The sequence below is a fragment of the Tenacibaculum litopenaei genome, assembly GCF_964514025.1.
GTDB classification, from domain to species: domain Bacteria; phylum Bacteroidota; class Bacteroidia; order Flavobacteriales; family Flavobacteriaceae; genus Polaribacter; species Polaribacter litopenaei.
This window is the reverse complement of the sequence record NZ_CAZEQT010000007.1, coordinates 479,293-499,202: the sequence shown is the minus strand read 5'-3', so window position 1 is coordinate 499,202 and position 19,910 is coordinate 479,293. Positions and strand designations below refer to the sequence as shown.

17 protein-coding genes and 4 tRNA genes are annotated in these 19,910 nt (G+C 38.0%); 16 read left to right on the top strand and 5 right to left on the bottom strand.

The window, feature by feature from the left end; translation table 11 throughout:
* Positions 1-781: 781 nt before the first annotated feature.
* From ACKTS5_RS16870 to ACKTS5_RS16860, 3 genes are all read right to left on the bottom strand, one after another.
* Entirely contained in the window at positions 782-1,291 is a 510-nt protein-coding gene (locus tag ACKTS5_RS16870) for a hypothetical protein (RefSeq protein WP_408045055.1), read from the bottom strand.
* Between the two features lie 231 nt (positions 1,292-1,522).
* A complete protein-coding gene (locus ACKTS5_RS16865; protein WP_408045054.1) occupies positions 1,523-4,249 on the bottom strand; it encodes a CHAT domain-containing protein in 2,727 nt (908 codons plus the stop codon).
* Positions 4,250-4,519: 270 nt separating this feature from the next.
* Positions 4,520-5,029, bottom strand: a complete 510-nt coding sequence (locus tag ACKTS5_RS16860; protein WP_408045053.1) for a hypothetical protein — start codon at positions 5,027-5,029, stop codon at positions 4,520-4,522.
* Between the two features lie 187 nt (positions 5,030-5,216).
* On the opposite strand from ACKTS5_RS16860, the gene ACKTS5_RS16855 reads away from it, so the two are divergent.
* Complete coding sequence (locus ACKTS5_RS16855; protein WP_408045052.1) at positions 5,217-5,774, top strand: RNA polymerase sigma factor; 558 nt, start codon at positions 5,217-5,219, stop codon at positions 5,772-5,774.
* Positions 5,775-5,779: 5 nt separating this feature from the next.
* A complete protein-coding gene (locus ACKTS5_RS16850) occupies positions 5,780-6,574 on the top strand; it encodes a tetratricopeptide repeat protein (RefSeq protein ID WP_408045051.1) in 795 nt (264 codons plus the stop codon).
* A 44-nt stretch (positions 6,575-6,618) separates the two neighbouring features.
* Here the strand turns inward: ACKTS5_RS16850 and ACKTS5_RS16845 are convergent, their stop codons facing one another.
* Both ACKTS5_RS16845 and uvrA read right to left on the bottom strand, forming a co-directional pair.
* On the bottom strand, positions 6,619-7,140 hold the full coding sequence (locus ACKTS5_RS16845) for a hypothetical protein (protein ID WP_408045050.1): 522 nt from the start codon (positions 7,138-7,140) through the stop codon (positions 6,619-6,621).
* A 245-nt stretch (positions 7,141-7,385) separates the two neighbouring features.
* Positions 7,386-10,205 (bottom strand): excinuclease ABC subunit UvrA, encoded by a 2,820-nt coding sequence (gene uvrA / locus ACKTS5_RS16840; RefSeq protein ID WP_408045049.1) that lies wholly within the window; start codon positions 10,203-10,205, stop codon positions 7,386-7,388.
* Between the two features lie 108 nt (positions 10,206-10,313).
* On the opposite strand from uvrA, the gene ACKTS5_RS16835 reads away from it, so the two are divergent.
* From ACKTS5_RS16835 to ACKTS5_RS16770, 14 genes are all read left to right on the top strand, one after another.
* Positions 10,314-10,535 carry a PspC domain-containing protein gene (locus tag ACKTS5_RS16835; RefSeq protein ID WP_408045048.1) on the top strand — a complete coding sequence of 74 codons (222 nt, stop codon included), beginning with the start codon at positions 10,314-10,316 and terminating at the stop codon, positions 10,533-10,535.
* Positions 10,532-11,536 (top strand): potassium channel family protein, encoded by a 1,005-nt coding sequence (locus ACKTS5_RS16830; protein ID WP_408045047.1) that lies wholly within the window; start codon positions 10,532-10,534, stop codon positions 11,534-11,536. The genes ACKTS5_RS16835 and ACKTS5_RS16830 overlap by 4 nt, the downstream gene beginning before the upstream one ends.
* Positions 11,536-12,435, top strand: coding sequence for an SDR family oxidoreductase (locus tag ACKTS5_RS16825; protein ID WP_408045046.1), 900 nt, complete (start codon positions 11,536-11,538; stop codon positions 12,433-12,435). Before ACKTS5_RS16830 ends, ACKTS5_RS16825 begins: the two co-directional genes overlap by 1 nt.
* 94 nt (positions 12,436-12,529) lie before the next feature.
* Positions 12,530-14,119 carry an alanine/glycine:cation symporter family protein gene (locus ACKTS5_RS16820; protein WP_408045045.1) on the top strand — a complete coding sequence of 530 codons (1,590 nt, stop codon included), beginning with the start codon at positions 12,530-12,532 and terminating at the stop codon, positions 14,117-14,119.
* Between the two features lie 11 nt (positions 14,120-14,130).
* A complete protein-coding gene (locus ACKTS5_RS16815) occupies positions 14,131-15,018 on the top strand; it encodes a ComEA family DNA-binding protein (protein ID WP_408045044.1) in 888 nt (295 codons plus the stop codon).
* Between the two features lie 22 nt (positions 15,019-15,040).
* The gene (locus ACKTS5_RS16810; protein WP_408045043.1) at positions 15,041-16,207 is read left to right on the top strand and encodes an acyl-CoA dehydrogenase family protein; all 1,167 of its coding nucleotides are present in this window, start codon (positions 15,041-15,043) and stop codon (positions 16,205-16,207) included.
* A gap of 188 nt (positions 16,208-16,395) precedes the next feature.
* Entirely contained in the window at positions 16,396-17,778 is a 1,383-nt protein-coding gene (locus ACKTS5_RS16805; RefSeq protein ID WP_408045042.1) for an alpha-amylase, read from the top strand.
* A gap of 139 nt (positions 17,779-17,917) precedes the next feature.
* Entirely contained in the window at positions 17,918-18,115 is a 198-nt protein-coding gene (gene rpsU / locus ACKTS5_RS16800; RefSeq protein ID WP_408045041.1) for a 30S ribosomal protein S21, read from the top strand.
* Between the two features lie 87 nt (positions 18,116-18,202).
* Positions 18,203-19,093 carry a tyrosine-type recombinase/integrase gene (locus ACKTS5_RS16795; RefSeq protein WP_408045040.1) on the top strand — a complete coding sequence of 297 codons (891 nt, stop codon included), beginning with the start codon at positions 18,203-18,205 and terminating at the stop codon, positions 19,091-19,093.
* Between the two features lie 11 nt (positions 19,094-19,104).
* Positions 19,105-19,410 carry a ribosome hibernation-promoting factor, HPF/YfiA family gene (gene hpf, locus ACKTS5_RS16790; protein ID WP_408045039.1) on the top strand — a complete coding sequence of 102 codons (306 nt, stop codon included), beginning with the start codon at positions 19,105-19,107 and terminating at the stop codon, positions 19,408-19,410.
* Between the two features lie 92 nt (positions 19,411-19,502).
* A tRNA-Thr gene (locus tag ACKTS5_RS16785) sits at positions 19,503-19,576 on the top strand.
* 34 nt (positions 19,577-19,610) lie between these two features.
* Positions 19,611-19,693: transfer RNA gene (locus ACKTS5_RS16780), tRNA-Tyr, on the top strand.
* Between the two features lie 21 nt (positions 19,694-19,714).
* Positions 19,715-19,787: transfer RNA gene (locus ACKTS5_RS16775), tRNA-Gly, on the top strand.
* A 15-nt stretch (positions 19,788-19,802) separates the two neighbouring features.
* A tRNA-Thr gene (locus tag ACKTS5_RS16770) sits at positions 19,803-19,875 on the top strand.
* Positions 19,876-19,910: the final 35 nt, after the last annotated feature.

Below are 19,910 nucleotides of genomic sequence, written 5' to 3'. Positions count from 1 at the left end.
TTCATAGCAATTAATTGCATCTACTAAATTAAACTATACATTTTTTCCTATTTCTAGCAATTTGGTTTTAAGACCCTTCTAATTCTAAGCTAAACTTTTTCATAGCAATTTTTAGCGTTGATTTGAATATTAAAATTGCATTTCACTACCGCTTTCATGAGATAAAAACATAGCAATTTTTGAAATTCATGAAAACTTTATGAAAACTCTTTTTCATAGCGTATTTAATTTTCTTTAAAGCAAATTTCCTTTAGCAATCTCTTATATGTTTTTTGAAACCTGAGAACAAGTAGTTTCTTCAAACATAAAAAATTGTTGTAGTGGTTTGTACTCTAAAAATTAATCGATAAGTCTAAGAACGTGTTACTAATTACATTATTTACTATTATGTTCCTTGTAGATCTATTTGTTACCCTTTTTTTGAGAAAAAAAACAATAAAAAGTTAAAGTTGTTGATTTTCAGGGTTTTGTGTTTTGTTTTTGTTGGGGGTGTTTTGATTGGGAGCTGAGAAGATTATAGGAAAGTTGTATTCTACTATGAAAGATCAAGAATAATAACTGTGTACGTAGAAGGAAATATCAAACAATAGCATATTTGAAACGGATGCTATATTTGAGGTAGTTTAAAAAATAGATACCCATGTAAAAGATATCCAATCCTCTTCGGATACTCCGGCAGTATGAGTAATAAAAAAACCTTCACTTTTTAGTAAGTGAAGGTCTTTGCTGTTATTAAGAGAACAAAAATTTAATACGCTAATAATTTCGGTATAAGGAACCGTTAATTCATAAAGAATTCTTTAATTCCTGTATTTCCTAGGTGAACGAGTCCGTCAAATCTTGAACAAGGAGCTCCGAGGGTTACAGAAATAATTTTTCCATTTGAGCAACGATCGACTTTTCTCATGATTTCATAAAAATTGATCGGTGGTGCTGGTGAGCCAATTCCGTCGTCATCGTTTGGATCGAGTAATGTTCTTCCTGCGATATAACTTCCGCGGAAAGAGGCAGTCTCAGCTTGCGGAAAATTACCACAAGGGTTGTAGTCCATAACGCCGATACAGTTTCGCAGTTGTTGTTTTTCTAGCTCAGAAACATTTGGAGCGTACATAATGAGTACGTATTGATGTTTTTTAAACAAGGCTTCATCTTCAGCGGTGATAGAAAATGTTTTGGTAATTGGGTTGTTGTTTGCTGCCTTTGGAATAAAGCTGTAGAGCCCTATGCTTAAGCAGAGAATCGTAGCAATTTTAAATACGAGTGATTTTTTGATGAATGTAGTAGGATTCATGGCATTAATTTTTGAATTAGTAATTAAGGTGTTATTGTAATAACTCAGTTTTAGGTGAATTGAATTTCAATAGCACTTGAAAAGTATGGTAATACGAATTTTACCATAACTCTCGAAAAAGTGTTCTTAGCATATAATTTTTTTTGTCCCCCTTTGTTAAAAAAACAATTTTATCGTATTGAATTAAGATAAAAGTGTTGGTATTCTTAATAAAAATGCAAGTTTATGAAATTATTTTGAATTAGACGTTTTTAAGCGTTTATATACCATACCAATTAAAAGGAATAATAGTATCGAAGCCCCTAAAATTATCCAAGGAGTTAATGATTTCTTAAATGTAGGTTCTGCATTTCCAATAAGGACAAAGGATGCCCAGTAAAATGGTGATTGCTCCGATAGGGTGTGAGTTTTTAAATAGGCTCTTTTTGCCTGTGTTAAGGCAGTCGCTTTTGATTGGTGATTTGTCAAGTTTTTATAAAAGTCAACCATAATGTTAGCCGTACTTTGATTGTTGGCTTTCCATAAAGAAGAAACTACCGAATTGGCTCCTGAGTAAAAGAAGCCTCGTGCTAGGTTTAAAACACCTTCACCATCTTTAACGGCACCTAAATTGGTTTCACAAGCACTGAGCACTACTAAGTCAGCATTGTTTTTATAACTGTATAGCTCGTGTAAACTCAAGGAGTCTTTTTGAAAATAAATGGTCGGTTCTCCCTCAGTACTGGCATGGGTTGCCAAATGGATAATTTTACTTCCTTCAGTTAGTTTTGTGAAATTTTGTTTAGAAGCCTCTTCTGCACGGAAATGACTCCCTTCGTAAGTAGCGTTGATCAATGGGGTTGTTTCTTTTGAAGAGTTCGGTAATCCAGCGAGTCTTTTTAATTTAAACTGTTCGGGGGCAAAGCTGCAATAATCCGTGTTTTGATTTCGTGTTTTTTGTCTATTAAATTCGTTAAACGACATTGAATAGGCATAGTGGATAGTGGTTGAGTTTACCAAATACGTAAGCTTATGGGCGGTGGTGTTAAGCGCTTCAAGTGCGATGTTTTCTAATTGTGTATCCGTAATAAAAGTTACCTTTTTATTTTTTACATAGTGTTGGTAAGAGTTTTCAGGAAACAGCTTGGTAAACAATTGATGTGCATTTTTTTCAAAAGATTGAAATTGCGTTTTTGTTTTTAAAGGAGTTTTTAGGTAGTACTTAAAAAGGTTGAGATCCTTAATGAAAGGAGAGGTGTTCGCTTCTTTAAAAAAATAGGTTTGATCTTTTGTGAGTATTAATCCTGTTAAACCATTGAATGCTGTTTCTTGTTCATTGTTGAGAATTGAATAATAGATTACTGTTTCATCATTTTTTAGTGCACTTTTTAAAGTACGTAAGTCAAGCGTCGGTATTGATTCTGTAAGATCAAGGGTAGTAGCGTATTTTTTAGAAATATCAGTTTTAAAATGTTGGAATTCCTTTTTTAAGTTGAACAGCGAGTCTCTGGTATTGGTAGCAGGAGTTTTTGAATTTTGAGATCGATTTTCTAAGGTGAGTATTTGTTTCTTTAAAAATTGGTATTTTTTTACAACACTTTTTGGAAGTTGAAGGAATTGATCGTTTGATTTGATGTCACTGGCTAACAAAAGGGCTTTGTTAGCTTCCATGAATTGTACGGTATACTCAGGGGAATTCATGAGATAAGAGGCGTGAATTCCGAGTTTGAAAATTTCATCCATTTCTTTTCGCCAAAGGTATTTTGTGTTGGCTTCTGAACTGTGATTGATAATGGTGTTAGCAACGTAGTTTGCTTCCTTTACGGTTGTGATAACTCGGTTTAAAAAGTCAGTGTCTTTTTGTTCATCATACAGTTTTAGAAGTAGCTTGAGTTTTGTCTTTAAAGAGGAAAGGCCAATAGAAATATCATAGGCATTGATTATTTTTTGTTTACTGCTTTTTAAGATCATTCCAGGCTCGGAAGTTTGAAAATTCAGCATAATAGCTTTGGTAATGTATTGATGAGCCCTTGCGTAGTCTTGCTTTTTTAGATAGTACTCTGCTAGAATTCGATTTGATTCAAAATAGAACTGCTTCTTTTTTTTACCAAACTCCATACTTTTCTTTACTGCATATAGGCAACTGTCATTTCCTGATTTTAGATATAAATCGGCGAGGTTGTTATAAATGAAGGAAGCCATGAGAGCGTTGTTTTGTTGTTTCGCTAAGGTAGCTCCTCTTTGATAGTAGGTTTTTGCTTTTTGGTAGTTGTAGTTGTGAGGTAGCGTATAGAGTGCACCGATATTGCTGTTGAGAATGATATTGTGTTTTTTGGCTACCTTAGAATTAGGATGTAAGCGCAAGATGCTATCTACTCTGTTCAAATGAGTCAATGCAAACTCCGTGTGCTCCGGTTCGTCGAGGTAAAAGCAGGTAGCCGCCAATCGTGTGGCGTGAAAAACATAACCATTTTCAGGGCTCAGTTTCCTCATTAATGGAAGTCCTTTGTGGTAGTATTCTAGAGCTTTGTAGAATTCTCCTTTTTTTCGGAACGATCTGGCCAGCATGCAATAGGATTGTGCAGTTTTTAACGGCCATTGATTGGATTGAATAGCTTGTTGGAAATAAGAGATGGCTTCATCAATGTCATTTTTAAAAAAGTAAAATACCCCGAGGTTGAAGAGTTGATTTGCGTAGTCTTTGTTGTCAACACCGAGAGTTTCATAAACATTGAGTTCAATCTTACCGTATTTTATAGCCAAATCATAGTCCTTTCCTTTGAAAAAGTAGGAAAAACTATGGGCGATCTTCGCGAATTCCAAGTCTCTTGTAGGTTGTGAATCGAGAATACTGTCGATTTCATGTTCTGTATATGGTTTAACTTGATGGCGCTTTGCGATTTCGGGTCGAGAATATTGAGCAAAAAATGGTGAGGTCGAGAATAGCGTAAGAAAAAGTAGTACGAAATGAAATCTCATAGTTATCAGTAGGAATTGAAATGCGTAAAATAGGAACAAGTTTACTAAAAATATGTGTATTTTATAGCATAATTTGTATGAACTACCAGGAGATTGGTTTCTTAATACAGAGCGTGTGTATTTTTGGATGATGAGAACAGTGGGGCAAAACGTTTAAAGCAGCCTTTTAAGCGAATAGCTAAATTAAGAGACTTCACTTGTGGTAGACTGGTACCTGTATTTGAGTGTCAGGCAAAAAAAAACTGCCGAAATACGGCAGCTTTTTGAGGTTTATCGTAAGAAGATTTTTTTGGGACCTTCACCTCCGAAATCGTCATTGCTACAAACACCGTCTTCTTCATAACGCATTACTATACTTCCACCTTCATAGTTAAGTATTTGTTTAAAAGTATCTAATTGTGGTCTCACTGGTCCACCCATACCATCATCATCGTTAGGGTCTAACAATGTTGTAGGGAGACTTCTACTCAAGCTACCTCTTCCATAACGTATAATGTACGTATTTGGCGTGGAGATACAAGGTTCAACGATAGTACTGTAATAACCATATTGTGTTTGAATATTACTAAATAAATTGGCAAGGATACGGTGTGAAACCCCTGGAGCAAAAGTTACAAGTGCTCTTCCAGAATGACCTTCTACCGATTTTACATCCGTGGTAGTAATTGGATCCGTTGTTGCAGAGGGTGCTGATGTAAAACTGTAAATAGTAAACGCCCCCACGAATACCAGTACTAGCTTTAAAATGTTCATTTTTTGTTTGAATGTAGTAAGCTTCATTTTTCTTTTTTTTTAATTAATAAATCATTGTTGTAGTTGCTTTTTATGCCGTGTACGTTTTGAGCAAAGAAATAGAAAAAATCCTGTTTTTCTATTTAAATTATTGGCAACTAACTAAATGTTCCGTGTTTTATGAAATGTTACCCTTAAAATTAAATTTTGTTATTTTTGTTTATAATTTTTTAGAATGGATGGAAAAACGTTTTTAACTGCTCTTGAAAAAAATAACTCGAAATTAATTCAGCAAATCTATACGGAGAACTTTTTTACGGTGAAGACCTTTATTGTTCAAAATAAAGGGAATCACGAAGATGCTGAAGATATTTTTCAAAAAGCACTACTACAAATCGCCGCGAGATTAAAGCGAGAAAATTTCGAAATCAAACAGAGTTTTGGTGGATTTTTATATACCGTTTGTAAAAATTTATGGCGACGTGAATTAAACAAACGAAAAAATAGGGTAACAAATAACGAGGTTGTTGAACAAGTGAGTGACGAACAAGAATCGGCCTTGTCGTATATTGAATTGAAAAAGCAAGAATTGTTTATTGAAAAATTAGGAATGTTATCAGAAAATTGTAAGAGTATTCTGAGTTTGTTTTTCGCGAAGTTATCGTATGCAGAAATGTTGGAGAGAACGGAGTACAACTCAGAAACTGTAATTCGACAACGCGTATTTAAGTGTAAAAAGAAGCTAACCGATTTGGTAAGGGGAGATCACCGTTACCTAAAACTCAAAGTATAGTACGTATGGAAGATGAATTATTAATAGCAGGTTTCCTGAGAGGAGACTTGAATAACGACCAGCAAAAGTTTGTGGAAGGTCGTATCGCTTCCGATAAGGAATTTAGTGATCTGTATCAGAAAGAGCGTGAACTCTTCAATGCCTATGATGGAGAATCTTGGAATTTTGAGGAGCGCGACACAGAGGAGGTAGCGGAGCTAACAGCCTTTTTTAAGAGCGAGGAGTTTAAAAAGTTCGAAGGCGTGATTAAAGCGGCCAAACCGACGAAAGAGGCACCGACGAAAGTCAGACGCATTAACATGAAAATGCTTGTTGTCGCTGCCAGTATCGCTTTTTTAATCGGGTTTTTCTGGGTGTCGACCACAGGTAACGGAACGACACGTGTTGAAGATTCGTATATGGAATACTTGAATGCAAGTGAAATTCCCAGTATGATTCACAGAAGTGTAACAGAAGATAATAGTTTGGCTGAGGCTGAGAATTATTTTAAGCAGGGAGATTTTGAAAAGGCTTTACCGGTTTTTGAAAAGGCCTTAGAGGTAACTAAAGATAGTTCAAACTTATATTTGTACACCGCAGTTAGTTATACGCAATTGAAAAAGTATGACGATGCAAATCGCGTTCTTGACCAGCTCATCAATAGTGATTTGTTAGATAGCTCCAAAGGTTATTGGTACAAAGCGTTGAACTTATTGTTGTCAGGAGAAAAAGAGGAGGGGATTGGCCTGCTCAATGAAATTGTAAAGAACAATTATTTTAAACACCTGGAAGCTACAGCACTGTTAAAAAAACTAGCATAAAAAAAGAGTGATGGGAACATCACTCTTTTTAATTATTTAGATTTTTATTGATTGGTGTTAATTTGAAATGAACCATTGATTGGTTTATTACATCGGTCCTGTTCGATAATGTTAATAATTATTCCATTACCAAGTTCCAAGAGAGCTGTTCTAAAAGTTGCAGACCTTGTAGAAGTTCTTTGTTCTGTTGGGTCTGACTGATCTGGATCTAGTATCGTGCTAGGCAATGCTCCATTATTACCTACAAGACTATTGTTGAACCGAATTAAAAATGTAGTGGCCGTTGTTGCGCAATCGTCAATAATTGATGCGTTAAAATGGAATTTGTTATTGGTTTCTCTAAGAAGAGTATAAATTGATTGCATAGAGGTCCCAGGGGCGAAGGTAACTAATAGTGTTTTAGAAGTTTTTTGTGTTTTTTTAGTTATTAGGGGGTTAGTTGTTTTGTCATATTCTGTGATGCAGGTTGAATCTTTAGGCTTAAAACTGAACATACTGCATACAACTAGGGTTGTGAGTATAGGACGAGAGATTCCGTTTTGGTTTTTCCATAGTTTAATTTTCATAATTTTTCTGTTTTTATTCATTATTGATTATCAGGTATATTTCACCTGTTTCTTCTTTTAGCATTTTGAGTGGTTCGTTCTCAGCATGTAATTTTTAGCTGAGTTAGTGCTTAAAACAAATAGTTTCAAGCTTTTTATGAATGCAATTTTTCATATCCTTCAAAAATATAGGGTAATTTTTTTTAGACAAAATTTTATGATCCATTTAGGATAAAGTGGAGATGTTATTTAACATCACTCTTTTTTTATAATTCTTTCTTGAGAAACTTCGCGGTATAACTCGTCGGATGATCCACAATTTGTTCTGGAGTTCCTGTAACGAGTATTTGACCTCCGCCTTTTCCGCCTTCCAATCCGACATCGATAATATGATCCGCTAGTTTAATAACGTCCAGATTGTGCTCAATGATCAATACTGTATTTCCTTTGTTAGTAAGCTGGTTTAAAACTTCCATCAATACGCGAATGTCTTCGAAGTGCAAACCTGTTGTTGGCTCGTCTAGTATATAAAAGGTATTTCCCGTATCTCTTTTGGAGAGTTCGGTAGCTAACTTTATGCGCTGTGCCTCTCCTCCTGATAAGGTTGTTGATTGTTGTCCGAGAGTAATGTACCCAAGGCCTACATCTTGTATGGTTTTTAGTTTTCGATAAATTTTCGGGATGTGTTCAAAAAAGGCCACAGCTTCGTTAATCGTCATCTCTAAGATGTCGGCAATGGATTTACCTTTGTAGCGAATTTCTAGTGTTTCTCTGTTGAAACGCTTTCCTTGGCAGGTCTCACACTCTACATGAACATCGGGTAAGAAGTTCATTTCTATAACGCGTAATCCGCCTCCTTGGCAGGTTTCACAACGACCTCCTTTTACATTAAAACTAAAGCGTCCCGGTTTGTATCCTCGAATAGAGGCCTCAGGGGTTTTGGCAAATAAACTGCGTATCTCACTAAAAACTCCGGTATAGGTAGCAGGGTTCGATCGCGGTGTTCGCCCAATAGGAGATTGGTCAATATCAATCACCTTATCGATGTGCTCCAATCCTTTGATGCTTTTATAAGGTTTCGGCTTCTTAACACCTCGATAAATATGCGCATTGAGAATGGGGTAGAGTGTTTCGTTGATTAGGGTCGATTTTCCACTTCCCGAAACTCCAGTAACACAAATCATTTTCCCGAGCGGAAAACTTACGGAAACATTTTTAAGATTATTCCCTGTAGCTCCTTTTAAGGTAATTGTTTTCCCATTTCCTGCTCTTCGTTCCGCTGGGACTTCGATGGTTTTTCTTTTAGAAATATAATCAGCAGTGAGGGTTGGCTGTTCTTTTAATTCGTCAAAACTTCCTTCACTGACGATGGTTCCTCCATGTCGTCCAGCTCCCGGACCGATATCCAGCACGTAATCTGCCTGCTTAATCATGTCTTCATCGTGTTCCACTACGAGTACAGAATTACCTACATCTCTAAGCTTGACCAATGAGTTGATTAGTTTTTCATTGTCTCTTTGGTGAAGGCCAATACTAGGTTCGTCTAATATGTACAATACGCCAACGAGCTGAGACCCTATTTGGGTAGCCAGTCGTATGCGCTGTGCTTCACCTCCTGAGAGCGATTTTGAACTTCGGTCAAGGGTCAAATAATCCAGTCCGACATCCAATAAAAATTGGATACGCGTGCGGATTTCCTTGAGGATTTCAGCGGCAATTTTATGTTGTTTTTCGCTCAATTGATCGTCGATGTTTTGAAACCATTTGGCCAATTCACTGACATCCATTTGTGCGAGTTCACTGATGTTTTTTGTTGCTATTTTAAAATGTAAGGCCTCTTTTTTTAGTCGCTTTCCTTCACAAGAATTGCAGCTAACTTCTTCCATAAATCCTTTGGCCCAACGTTTAATACTTGAGCTATCAGTAGCCTTGTATTGATTTTCAATAAAGGCAATGATACCTTCAAAATCGATATTGTAGGTGCGCGTTACTCCTGCCGCTTTCGATTGAACGGAAAAATTTTCCTTACCTCCGTGCAAGATGACTTGTAAGGCCTCAGCAGGGATGTTTTTGATAGGATCTGTCAATTTAAAGTTATAGCGCTCCGCAATGGTTTGAAGTTGCTTGAAAATCCAACTGCTTTTTTGCTCTCCTAGCGGAACGATCCCCCCGTTTTTTATAGAAATAGTATCGTCTGGAATTACTTTTTGTAAGTTAATTTCGTTGGTAATCCCCAATCCATTACACTGCGGACAGGCTCCTTTCGGTGAATTGAACGAAAAGGTATTGGGTTCCGGGTTAGGATAGGCAATTCCGGTGCTTGGACACATGAGGTCTCTACTGAAATAACGCGGTTTCTCATCGTCTACATCGATAACCATTAAAATATTGTTTCCCGTGTACAAGGCCGTTTTAATGGTTTCTTCAAGGCGCTTTTCGGCAGCTTCGTTGACAACTAAACGATCAATTACGACTTCAATATCATGCGTCTTATAACGATCGAGTTTCATTCCTTTTTCGATTTCCCGGATCTCTCCATCTACGCGAACGCGAACAAAACCCTGTTTAGAAATTTGTTCAAAGAGCTCTCGGTAATGTCCTTTTCTAGATTTGATTAAGGGAGCTAAGACGGCAATTCTCTTTCCGTCGAAATCGTGTAGGATCAATTCCTTGATTTGCTCATCGGAATAGCTGACCATTTTTTCACCTGTGTTGAACGAGTAGGCATCAGCTGCTCTGGAAAATAACAAACGCAGAAAATCGTAGATCTCTGTTATGGTTCCAACGGTTGAACGTGGACTTTTGTTTGTCGTTTTCTGTTCAATAGAAATCACTGGTGACAGGCCTTCAATTTTATCTACATCGGGCCTTTCCAACCCTCCCAGAAACTGACGTGCATACGCAGAAAAGGTTTCGATATACCTCCGCTGTCCTTCGGCGTATATTGTGTCAAAGGCAAGTGATGACTTTCCGCTACCACTGAGTCCAGTTATTACAACTAGCTTTTCTCTTGGGATTTTTACATCTATATTCTTTAGGTTATGAGCTCTGGCTCCGTAAACTTCAATGTATTCTTGTTCTTTCAAAGGTGGGTCATTTTCAGGAAGTAGCAAATTTAAGCAATCTTATGTATTTTAGTTTACTAGAACTAAACAAAATAGTATCTTGCATTAAAATCTAAATTTAGAAACTCAGTGATTGATTCTGTACGCTATTTTTTTGAGAGAAATGGATTTTATGTCTCGGCGCGATTGGCCGACCGTTTGGGAATTCGAGCTGTTAATGTGCGATTGTTTTTTATTTATATTTCCTTTGTAACCATTGGACTGTCGTTCGGAGTGTATTTAACCTTGGCTTTTTTATTGCGCCTAAAAGATATGATTTACACCAAAAGAACTTCTGTATTTGATTTATGATAACTAGGCTTTTACAATCGCGTTTGCGAAAGGCTATTGCTTTTTCTGTGCTTATACTCGTTTCCGGATGGGCTGGGTATCAGTACGTTTTTGGCTATTCGTTTATCGACGCTTTGTATCAGACCATTATTACCGTGTCTACAACGGGGTTTAGAGAAGTGCATGAGTTTGGTGAAGGAGAGAAGATTTTTACCATAGGACTCATCTTGTCCAGCTTGATCATCTTTGGTTATGCGGTTTCTTCATTCTCAGAATACCTTATTAGTGGACAGTTTTTTTACCAATTAAAAATTAAACAAGTGCAAAAGAAAATTGAGGCATTAACAGGACATACTATCGTTTGTGGTTATGGTAGAAATGGGCGTCAAGCTCTGGCCAAGTTAGATAGCTACAAACAGCAGGTCGTAATCATCGAACAGGATAAAGAAATCATAGAAGCACTCGATAGCCGCGGAATTCTAAATGTGGAAGGTGATGCGAGTTTAGATGAGACTTTAATAAAGGCAGGAATTTACAGAGCCGCCAATTTAATTACCGTATTGCCTTCTGATGCAGATAATTTGTTTGTGGTACTTACTGCAAAGCAGTTAAATAAACAATGTAAAATTATCAGTAGAGCTTCTAAAGAAACTTCGAATAGCAAACTGAAAATAGCAGGGGCTGACAATGTTATCATGCCCGACAAATTAGGGGGAGCTCATATGGCGATGTTAGTCGTTACTCCCGACGTTATCGAGTTTGTAGATCGCTTAACTATTGAAGGGGATACTACTGCGAATCTAGAAGAAATTGCAGTCAATGATTTGCCTACGTCTTATATAGGTAAAACGATTTTGGATTTAGACCTTCGAAGAAAATCGGGATGTACCGTAATCGGATATAAATCACCGGAACAAGAGTACGTCATTAATCCCGATGCCTCCTTAACCTTAACTGCCGATGCGAATCTCATCGTACTTGGTCGTCCTGAGCAAATTCAAAAACTAAGAGAATTATTTTAATGAAAAAAGTACTAGTTACTGGTAGTAATGGCCTTTTAGGGCAGAGTTTACTGCAAGTCTTGCTCAGTAAACCTGAGCAGTATACCGTTATAGGGGTTGCAAGAGGCAATAACAGAAGCGGACGAACGGATTTTGAATACCGAGATCTGGATTTATTGGCTACCGAAACACTAATCGATACCTTGGAAGAAGTGGCACCGGATGTCATCGTAAATACGGCAGCGATGACCCATGTTGATCAGTGCGAAGACGCGAAAGCGCAGTGCGATGCTTTAAATATTACACTGGTAGAAGTGTTAGCGAATTATGCAGCGAAAACAAAGTGTCATCTCATTCACCTGTCAACTGATTTTGTTTTTGATGGACAAAGGGGCTACTACAAAGAAGAGGACGCCGTGAATCCTCTGAGTTATTACGGCAAATCAAAGGTGCGCTCTGAAGAGGTTTTGCAAGAGTCAAACTGTTTGTACACTGTGCTGCGTACAATATTGGTATATGGTAAGGTATTCGATATGTCGCGTAGTAATATCGTGCTTTGGGTAAAAGGAGCACTGGAAAGAGGAGAGGAAATTAACGTAGTTACGGATCAATACCGCATGCCTACCTATGTAGTGGAGTTGGCCAAAGCTTGTGAACTAGCGATTGCGAAAGCCTCTTACGGTACTTTTCACATTTCTTCCAATACCTTAATGAGCATTTACGAAATAGCCCAAGAGATTGCAACAACCTTCGAATTAGACGGTAATTTAATAAAACCTATACCGTCATCAGTACTGAATCAACGAGCCCTAAGGCCTTTAAAAACAGGTTTTAATCTTGATAAAACGGAAAAGGAACTCGGGTTGGCTACGAGAAGTTTTAAAGAGGATTTACAAAAATTTAAACATAGTATAACGTAAAAACTCATATTTAACGCTTAAAAGTTGGGAAAACTTCAATTTTTTAAGATATTGCAACCCGCTAATTCAAAAATCTAATCATACACTTTATATTATGAAGACAAAACTTCTGTCCTTTCTCATGGTGTTTTTACCCATGATTACTTTTGCCCAAGAAAAGGGGTTAGACCAAATTATAGACGAAAAGTTTCAACCTATTTCTGACTTTTTTAGTGGTCTAGTATTTTTTCCAATTATTGGAGACACCCCGTTCGTATTGATATTGTTAGTGGCAAGTGCCGCTTTTTTTACGATTTATTTTGGGTTCCCAAATATCCGTTACTTTTTAACCGCAATCAATGTAGTTCGCGGTAAGTATGACGATTTGGATCACGCAACTGTTGAACCTGCTTATGGAGATGTAACTCCAGGAGGAGATTCCATAGAGACTATTAAAGACGAAAGTAATGAAGGAGAAGTATCGCACTTCCAAGCATTAGCAACCGCAGTTTCAGGAACAGTAGGAAACGGAAATATTGCAGGAGTTGCATTGGCAATTGCCCTCGGTGGACCAGGTGCTACGTTTTGGATGATTATTTGTGGTTTACTAGGGATGTCAACTAAGTTTGTTGAGTGTACTTTAGGAGTTCAGTACAGAGATGTAGGAGAAGACGGAACTGTTTACGGTGGACCGATGTACTACCTTTCAAAAGGACTTAAAGAAAAAGGATTTGAAACATTAGGGAAAATTGCAGCTGTGTTGTTTGCTATTTTCTGTATTGGTGGATCGTTTGGTGGAGGTAATGCTGCCCAATCAAACCAAGCGACCGTAGTTATTAAAGAATTATTAGGATTAGAAGGATCTAGTGCAGGAGCAATTATTGGTGTTGTATTGGCTTTAATAGTAGGAATCATCATCATCGGTGGAATCAAGCGTATTGCAACAGTAACAGAAAAAGTAGTGCCATTCATGGCCTTGTTATACTTATTGGCGTGTTTGTATATCTTAGGTGCTAACTTTAGCATGATTGACGATGCCATTGCTTTGATTGTTTCAGAAGCTTTCAATCCAAAAGCTATTGGAGTTGGTGGAGTTATCGGTGTTTTATTGGTAGGATTTAAAAGAGCAGCTTTCTCGAATGAAGCAGGTGCTGGTTCTGCCTCAATTGCACACTCTGCAGTAAAAACGAAATATTCTGCCTCTGAAGGGTTAGTAGCCTTATTGGAGCCATTTATCGATACCGTAGTTATTTGTAGTATGACTGCTTTAGTGATCATTATCTTCAATTTTGGAGGATTCTTCGAATACGGTGGTGATGGAACTGGTGGAGTTTTGATTGACGGTATCCGTGTTGAAGGAGCAGGGATTACATCAAAAGCTTTTGCACAATACATTCCTTTTTCAAATGTGTTCTTGACAATCGCAGTAGTTTTGTTTGCCGTTTCAACTATGATTTCATGGTCGTATTACGGATTACAGTCTTGGAAGTTCTTGTTTGGAAGAGGTAAGACTGCTGATTTGGTGTATAAGATTATGTTCTTGACTTTTGTGGTAATCGGTGCCGCAGCAAGTATGAATTCTATTTGGGCCTTCTCAGATGCGATGATTTTCGCAATGGTATTCCCGAATATGGTAGGACTCTACTTCTTGATGCCAGTGGTTAAAAAACAACTCAAACGCTATTTAGACGCGATTCGAGGCTAAAGGTTAACAACATGAAAATATTCAAATCCCATTTCTGGTACTCTAAACGTCACAGAAATGGGATTTTTGCTTTGGTACTCCTCGTTATGGTACTACAGGGGTATTACTACAGTATCGGAAACCCTCAAGAGGTAACGGACAGTACGAATTCTTCAGAGCTGATCCGTATAAGACGGCAGTTAGATAGTTTGTCGCAATTGAAAACAAGCGTAAAAAGGACGTTGTACCCGTTTAATCCAAATTACCTAAACGAAGGCAGTGCGTATTTTTGGGGACTTTCACTGTCGCAATGGGAGCGTTTACAAACCTTTCGAAAAGAAGGGGGCTACCTGCATTCATTTCAGCAATTTAAAACGGTAGCTAAATTGACGGATAGTTTGGCGCGATACCTCCAATCCTATTCGTATTTCACGAGCAGAAAACAGTATGAAGCTCAAACCCAATCAGCGAAGAAGAAGCCCAGAACTACCAGGGGGGTGATAAAACGCTACTTGCCCGCAGAGACCAGTATTAACAGAGCTTCAGCCAATGACTTCATCCGGGCATTAGGACTCGAAGCAGATTTGGCAAAGAGAATTGTAAATTATCGCCGTAAAATAATAGGATTTACTTACAAGTCGCAATTGGAGGAGGTGTGGGGCCTGAGTAAAATTAATTGTGAGCAAATATGGACGGTGTTCTCCTTAAAACATCCACCGTATATTGAAAAGAAGAATGTAAATGACTTGACTTTTAGAGAACTATTACGGATTCCCTATGTAGATTATAAAACGGCAAAAATGATTCTGGACTATAAAGAAGAGGTTGCTGAGATTCAAAATATTGAGGATTTGCAAAATATTAGCAATTTCCCTATGAAAAAATACAATAGAATAGTCTTATATTTGTTAGCTGAATAAAACAACAACTAAAATAAAGTCAATGAATAGTATGTATTTTAGCGAAGAGCATGAGTCTTTTCGTCAAAGTTTTAGGGATTTCTTACAAAAAGAAGTAGTACCACACGTTGATAAATGGGAGAAAGACGGTACCGTGGAGAGATTCATTTGGAAGAAGTTTGGTGAGATGGGATATTTTGGGTTAAACCAACCTGAGGAGTACGGAGGACTAGGATTAGATCTTTTCTATACAGTTATATTTCTTGAAGAGCTACAGAAAGTTAATTCTGGAGGGTTTGCTGCAAACATGTGGGCGCATGCGTATTTAGCGATGACGCACTTAAATAAAGAAGGGGATGACAGAATCAAAAAAGCCTATTTGACACCGAGTATTGAAGGAGATAAAGTAGGGTGTTTGTGTATTTCGGAGCCTTTTGGAGGAAGCGACGTTGCCGGGATGAGAACAACTGCACTCAAAGAAGGAGATCACTACGTAATCAATGGTTCAAAAACATTTATCACCAATGGAGTGTATTCGGATTATTTGGTAGTTGCTGCAAAAACAGATCCTGATGCAAAGCACAAAGGAATGAGTATTTTTGTAGTAGATAGAGATACTCCAGGGATTTCATCGACAAAACTCGATAAGTTAGGTTGGCGTGCATCAGATACAGCAGAAATTGCTTTTGACAATGTTAAAGTGCCGAAAGAAAACTTGATGGGAGAAGAAGGACTTGGTTTTTCTTATATCATGCAACACTTTGCTCTTGAACGATTGGTGATGGGAATCAATGCACATGCGCGTGCAGAATACGCCGTAGATTACGCATTACAATACATGAGCGAACGCCAAGCTTTTGGTAAAAACCTCAATGAGTTTCAAGCTTTACGTCATAAAATCGCTGAGATGGCAAGCCGTGTTGATATGTGCAAAGAATATAACTACTCCATTACCAAGCGTCTTAACGATGGGCAGTACGTGGTAAAAGAAGCGAGTATGAGTAAGTTATTATCAACTAAAATGGCTGATGAGGTTATCTATGATGCACTGCAGTTATTAGGAGGTTATGGATATATGGAAGAATACCCAATGGCGAGGTTACTACGCGATAGTAGATTAGGGCCTATTGGAGGAGGAACTTCTGAGATCCTAAAGGAGATCATCGCAAAAATGGTGATTGACAAAAAAGAATACAAGCCGGCAACCTAAATCGGTAAATGATATAACAGATTAAAGCCTTTCGAATTTCGAAAGGCTTTTTTTGTAAACTGTGTTATTTTTCGATTCTAATCCTGCGAATTTAATAAGTTTTCAACACGAAATCGTTTTCGTTTCGATAACGATTTCGCAGTGTCAGGAACTCTTACTAATTTCCTTACGAATTAAAAATTATACACATGAAAACTCTTCTAAATACTTGTGGATTGCTTTTGGCAACCGCACCTTTTTTTATGAGTTGTTCTTCGGAAGATCCGGTAGAACAAATCGCTACTAAAGAACGACAGGTAAAAACCGTATCAGATCAACGCCCTGGATTGAAACCCATCGGATCAGGAGTTATGATGCAGGCCTTCTATTGGGATGTTCCCGCTGGAGGTACTTGGTGGAATACGGTACGTTCTAAGGTACAAGATTGGAGCAATGCTGGGATTGATGCCATTTGGCTACCTCCTGCGACAAAAGCTCAAAATGGAGCCCTGTCTATGGGGTATGATCCTTTTGATTATTTTGACTTCGGAAAATACGATCAGATGGGAAGCGTAGAAACGCGTTTTGGGTCAGAATCGGAATTAAAGAACTTGATCAGCGCTGCTCACGGTTCAAAACTTAGCGTTATCGCAGATATTGTTATCAATCACAACAGTGGAGGACAGAGTGAATTTAATCCGGTAAGCGGTAAAAATTACTGGACGAAGTTTCAGCCGAAATCCGGACGATTTATTCGAACGTTCGAAGACTTCCATCCCAATAGTAATTATCAAAGTGATACGGGAGTTTTTGGAGGATTCCCTGATTTGAGTCACAAACAGGTACGCGTGCAAAACGAATTGTGGAAAAATCCAGAATCGGTAGCTAAGTACTACAAAAATGTCATAGGCTTTGACGGTTGGCGTTTCGATTACGTAAAAGGATTCGAACCATGGGTGGTTAAAGATTGGAAAAATGAAGTCGGTGGATTTACAGTAGGAGAATACTGGGATGGAAATGCTGGGACCTTAGACTGGTGGTCAGGTCAAGCAGAGGCCAGTGCTTTTGATTTTGCTTGCTATTACCGTATGAGAGATGCTTTTGATGGTAATAACCTCAATAAATTGAAAGACGATATGCTTTGGAAGCGCAATGCATCACGTGCGGTAACCTTCGTAACCAATCACGACACCAATGAAATTTATCACGGAAAAATGTTGGCTTATGCCTACATACTGACGCATGAAGGGTATCCGACTATATTTTATAGAGACTACGAAGAATGGTTAAACAAAGAACGACTAAATAACCTTATTTGGATCCATAACAATCTGGCCGGAGGTAGTACAAACATACTCTATACAGACAATGATGAATACATCGCCAAACGAAACGGACATAACAATGCGGGGTTAATTGTGTATATCAACAATGCGAATCATTGGCAAGAGCGATGGGTTGAAACCAACTGGTCGAATACTAGAATTAAGGATTTTACAGGGCATTCTGGCTGGGAACCTGTAACTCAAGGAGGAAAATGGGTGAAGATTCAAGTACCGCCAAAGAGCTATTCTGTGTGGGCGCCAAAATAATTTAAAATTAAGTTGTTATTTATAAAACTCTCTGTATCTTTGCACACCGAAAAAATAGAATAAACCGCGATCCTATAAGCACAGCGATGTGGGAAGCGTCTAAAATATAGAATACTACAATGAAAGGAGGTGCAAACATATGTTAATCATTCCAGTTAAAGAAGGAGAGAATATCGACAGAGCGTTAAAGCGTTATAAGCGTAAATTCGATCGTACGAAGACAATGAGACAATTGCGTAGTAGAAAGCAATTCACCAAGCCTTCAGTAGCGAACAGAGCTCAGCGAATCAAAGCAGCTTACGTTCAGAGATTAAGAACACAAGAAGAAATAGGATAAGCTATTTCACACAATAAATGAACCCATATTGCCTAGCAATATGGGTTTTTTTGTTAGTTTAGTTTGCGTTAACGATATACGATAACCATGATACAGGCATTTTTAGATTATTTGGAGATAGAAAAAAAGTACTCGCCGCATACTGTTCTTGCATATAAAAACGATTTAGAGCGTTTTGAGCGGTTTTGTAAGGAAGTTTATGAAGTGGATGACTTACGTGTTGTAAGCTATGTGCAGGTGCGTGCATGGGTGATTGAATTGGTAGATTCAGGTATTTCCAACAGGTCGGTAAATAGAAAGACCAGCAGTCTGAGATCTTTTTACAATTTTCTCCAGAAAACAGGAGATGTTTCTGTACACCCTTTGGCCAAACACAAATCCCTAAAAATGCAGCGCCAGGTGCACACGCCCTTTACGGAAGCAGAAGTGACAGAGGCCTTGCGTCTTTTGGGAAAAGGAGACGACTTTGAAGCTGTTCGCAATCACTTGATTGTTTCATTGTTTTACGCCACGGGAATCAGGCGATCTGAACTGATAGGGATACAGCTGGAATCCATGGATCTTGTTAAGAAAACGATAAAAATAAAGGGCAAGCGAAATAAAGAGCGCTTGGTTTTGCTATTGCCTTTTGTAGAAGAGGTACTTGATAAGTATTTGACAAAGAGAAAAGAAGTTGTTTTAGAGCGAGGAGAGAGTCCTTACTTGTTTCTGACCAAGCGCGGTGTTAAAGTGTATGAAACGCTTGTTTATCGCATAATTAATTCGTATTTTAGTAGGGTGTCAAGTAAGGTAAAAAAAAGTCCGCATATGCTGCGACATGCTTTTGCGACCCATTTACTGAACCATGGCGCGTCATTAAATTCGGTTAAGGAATTGCTAGGGCATGAAAGTTTAGCCGCTACCCAAGTTTATACACACAACGACTTGGAAGAAATTAAAAAAGTGTTTAACATGGCTCACCCTAGGGGGTCGAAATAAATAGGAAGATTATGAAGGTATTTACACAATCTGTTAACTTCACCGCGGACAAGAAATTAATCAACTACATCGAGAAGAAAGTTGGATGTTTAGAAAAGTTTCACGACAAGATTGTAGATGTAGAAGTCTATTTAAAAGTTCAAAATACGAGTGAAAAGGAAAATAAGATTACGGAAGTTAAGATAAATATTCCAGGAAATGAATTGATGGTAAAAAAACAGTGTAAAACCTTTGAAGAGGGCGTGAGTATCAGCGTGGAATCTCTAAAAAGACAGTTGCGAAAATCCAAAGAAAAACTGAGGGCAACCGTTGTTTAAAAAAAAATATTCAAAAAAAGTTTTAAATATTCGAAATAACTTTTTACATTTGCAGTCCGTTAGAAATAGCGGACTGTTTTTATACAGGGAAAGCCGATGTAGCTCAGCTGGCTAGAGCAGCTGATTTGTAATCAGCAGGTCGTGGGTTCGAGTCCCTCCATCGGCTCAAAAAAAGTTCATTAAAATAGTAAAAAGTATTTGGGGAGATTCCAGAGCGGCCAAATGGGACGGACTGTAACTCCGTTGTCTTTCGACTTCGCAGGTTCGAATCCTGCTCTCCCCACTATATTTTTTAAATTTTAAAGCGGGAGTAGCTCAGTTGGTAGAGCGTCAGCCTTCCAAGCTGAATGTCGCCGGTTCGAACCCGGTCTCCCGCTCTAAATCATTTTAAAGCCGGTGTAGCTCAGCTGGTAGAGCGCATCCTTGGTAGGGATGAGGTCACGGGTTCAAGTCCCGTCATTGGCTCTTTTAGAGTTTTTTAAAAAATTAGGTTTTAAAGT

What these genes read in the sequence shown, in the direction of transcription:
- ACKTS5_RS16870 (WP_408045055.1), bottom strand. Translation starts at nt 1,291, where the DNA reads ATGAATCCTACTACATTCATCAAAAAATCACTCGTATTTAAAATTGCT.
- ACKTS5_RS16865 (WP_408045054.1), bottom strand. Translation starts at nt 4,249, where the DNA reads ATGAGATTTCATTTCGTACTACTTTTTCTTACGCTATTCTCGACCTCA.
- ACKTS5_RS16860 (WP_408045053.1), bottom strand. Translation starts at nt 5,029, where the DNA reads ATGAAGCTTACTACATTCAAACAAAAAATGAACATTTTAAAGCTAGTA.
- ACKTS5_RS16855 (WP_408045052.1), top strand. Translation starts at nt 5,217, where the DNA reads ATGGATGGAAAAACGTTTTTAACTGCTCTTGAAAAAAATAACTCGAAA.
- ACKTS5_RS16850 (WP_408045051.1), top strand. Translation starts at nt 5,780, where the DNA reads ATGGAAGATGAATTATTAATAGCAGGTTTCCTGAGAGGAGACTTGAAT.
- ACKTS5_RS16845 (WP_408045050.1), bottom strand. Translation starts at nt 7,140, where the DNA reads ATGAAAATTAAACTATGGAAAAACCAAAACGGAATCTCTCGTCCTATA.
- ACKTS5_RS16830 (WP_408045047.1), top strand. Translation starts at nt 10,532, where the DNA reads ATGATAACTAGGCTTTTACAATCGCGTTTGCGAAAGGCTATTGCTTTT.
- ACKTS5_RS16825 (WP_408045046.1), top strand. Translation starts at nt 11,536, where the DNA reads ATGAAAAAAGTACTAGTTACTGGTAGTAATGGCCTTTTAGGGCAGAGT.
- ACKTS5_RS16820 (WP_408045045.1), top strand. Translation starts at nt 12,530, where the DNA reads ATGAAGACAAAACTTCTGTCCTTTCTCATGGTGTTTTTACCCATGATT.
- ACKTS5_RS16815 (WP_408045044.1), top strand. Translation starts at nt 14,131, where the DNA reads ATGAAAATATTCAAATCCCATTTCTGGTACTCTAAACGTCACAGAAAT.
- ACKTS5_RS16810 (WP_408045043.1), top strand. Translation starts at nt 15,041, where the DNA reads ATGAATAGTATGTATTTTAGCGAAGAGCATGAGTCTTTTCGTCAAAGT.
- ACKTS5_RS16805 (WP_408045042.1), top strand. Translation starts at nt 16,396, where the DNA reads ATGAAAACTCTTCTAAATACTTGTGGATTGCTTTTGGCAACCGCACCT.
- rpsU (WP_408045041.1), top strand. Translation starts at nt 17,918, where the DNA reads ATGTTAATCATTCCAGTTAAAGAAGGAGAGAATATCGACAGAGCGTTA.
- ACKTS5_RS16795 (WP_408045040.1), top strand. Translation starts at nt 18,203, where the DNA reads ATGATACAGGCATTTTTAGATTATTTGGAGATAGAAAAAAAGTACTCG.
- hpf (WP_408045039.1), top strand. Translation starts at nt 19,105, where the DNA reads ATGAAGGTATTTACACAATCTGTTAACTTCACCGCGGACAAGAAATTA.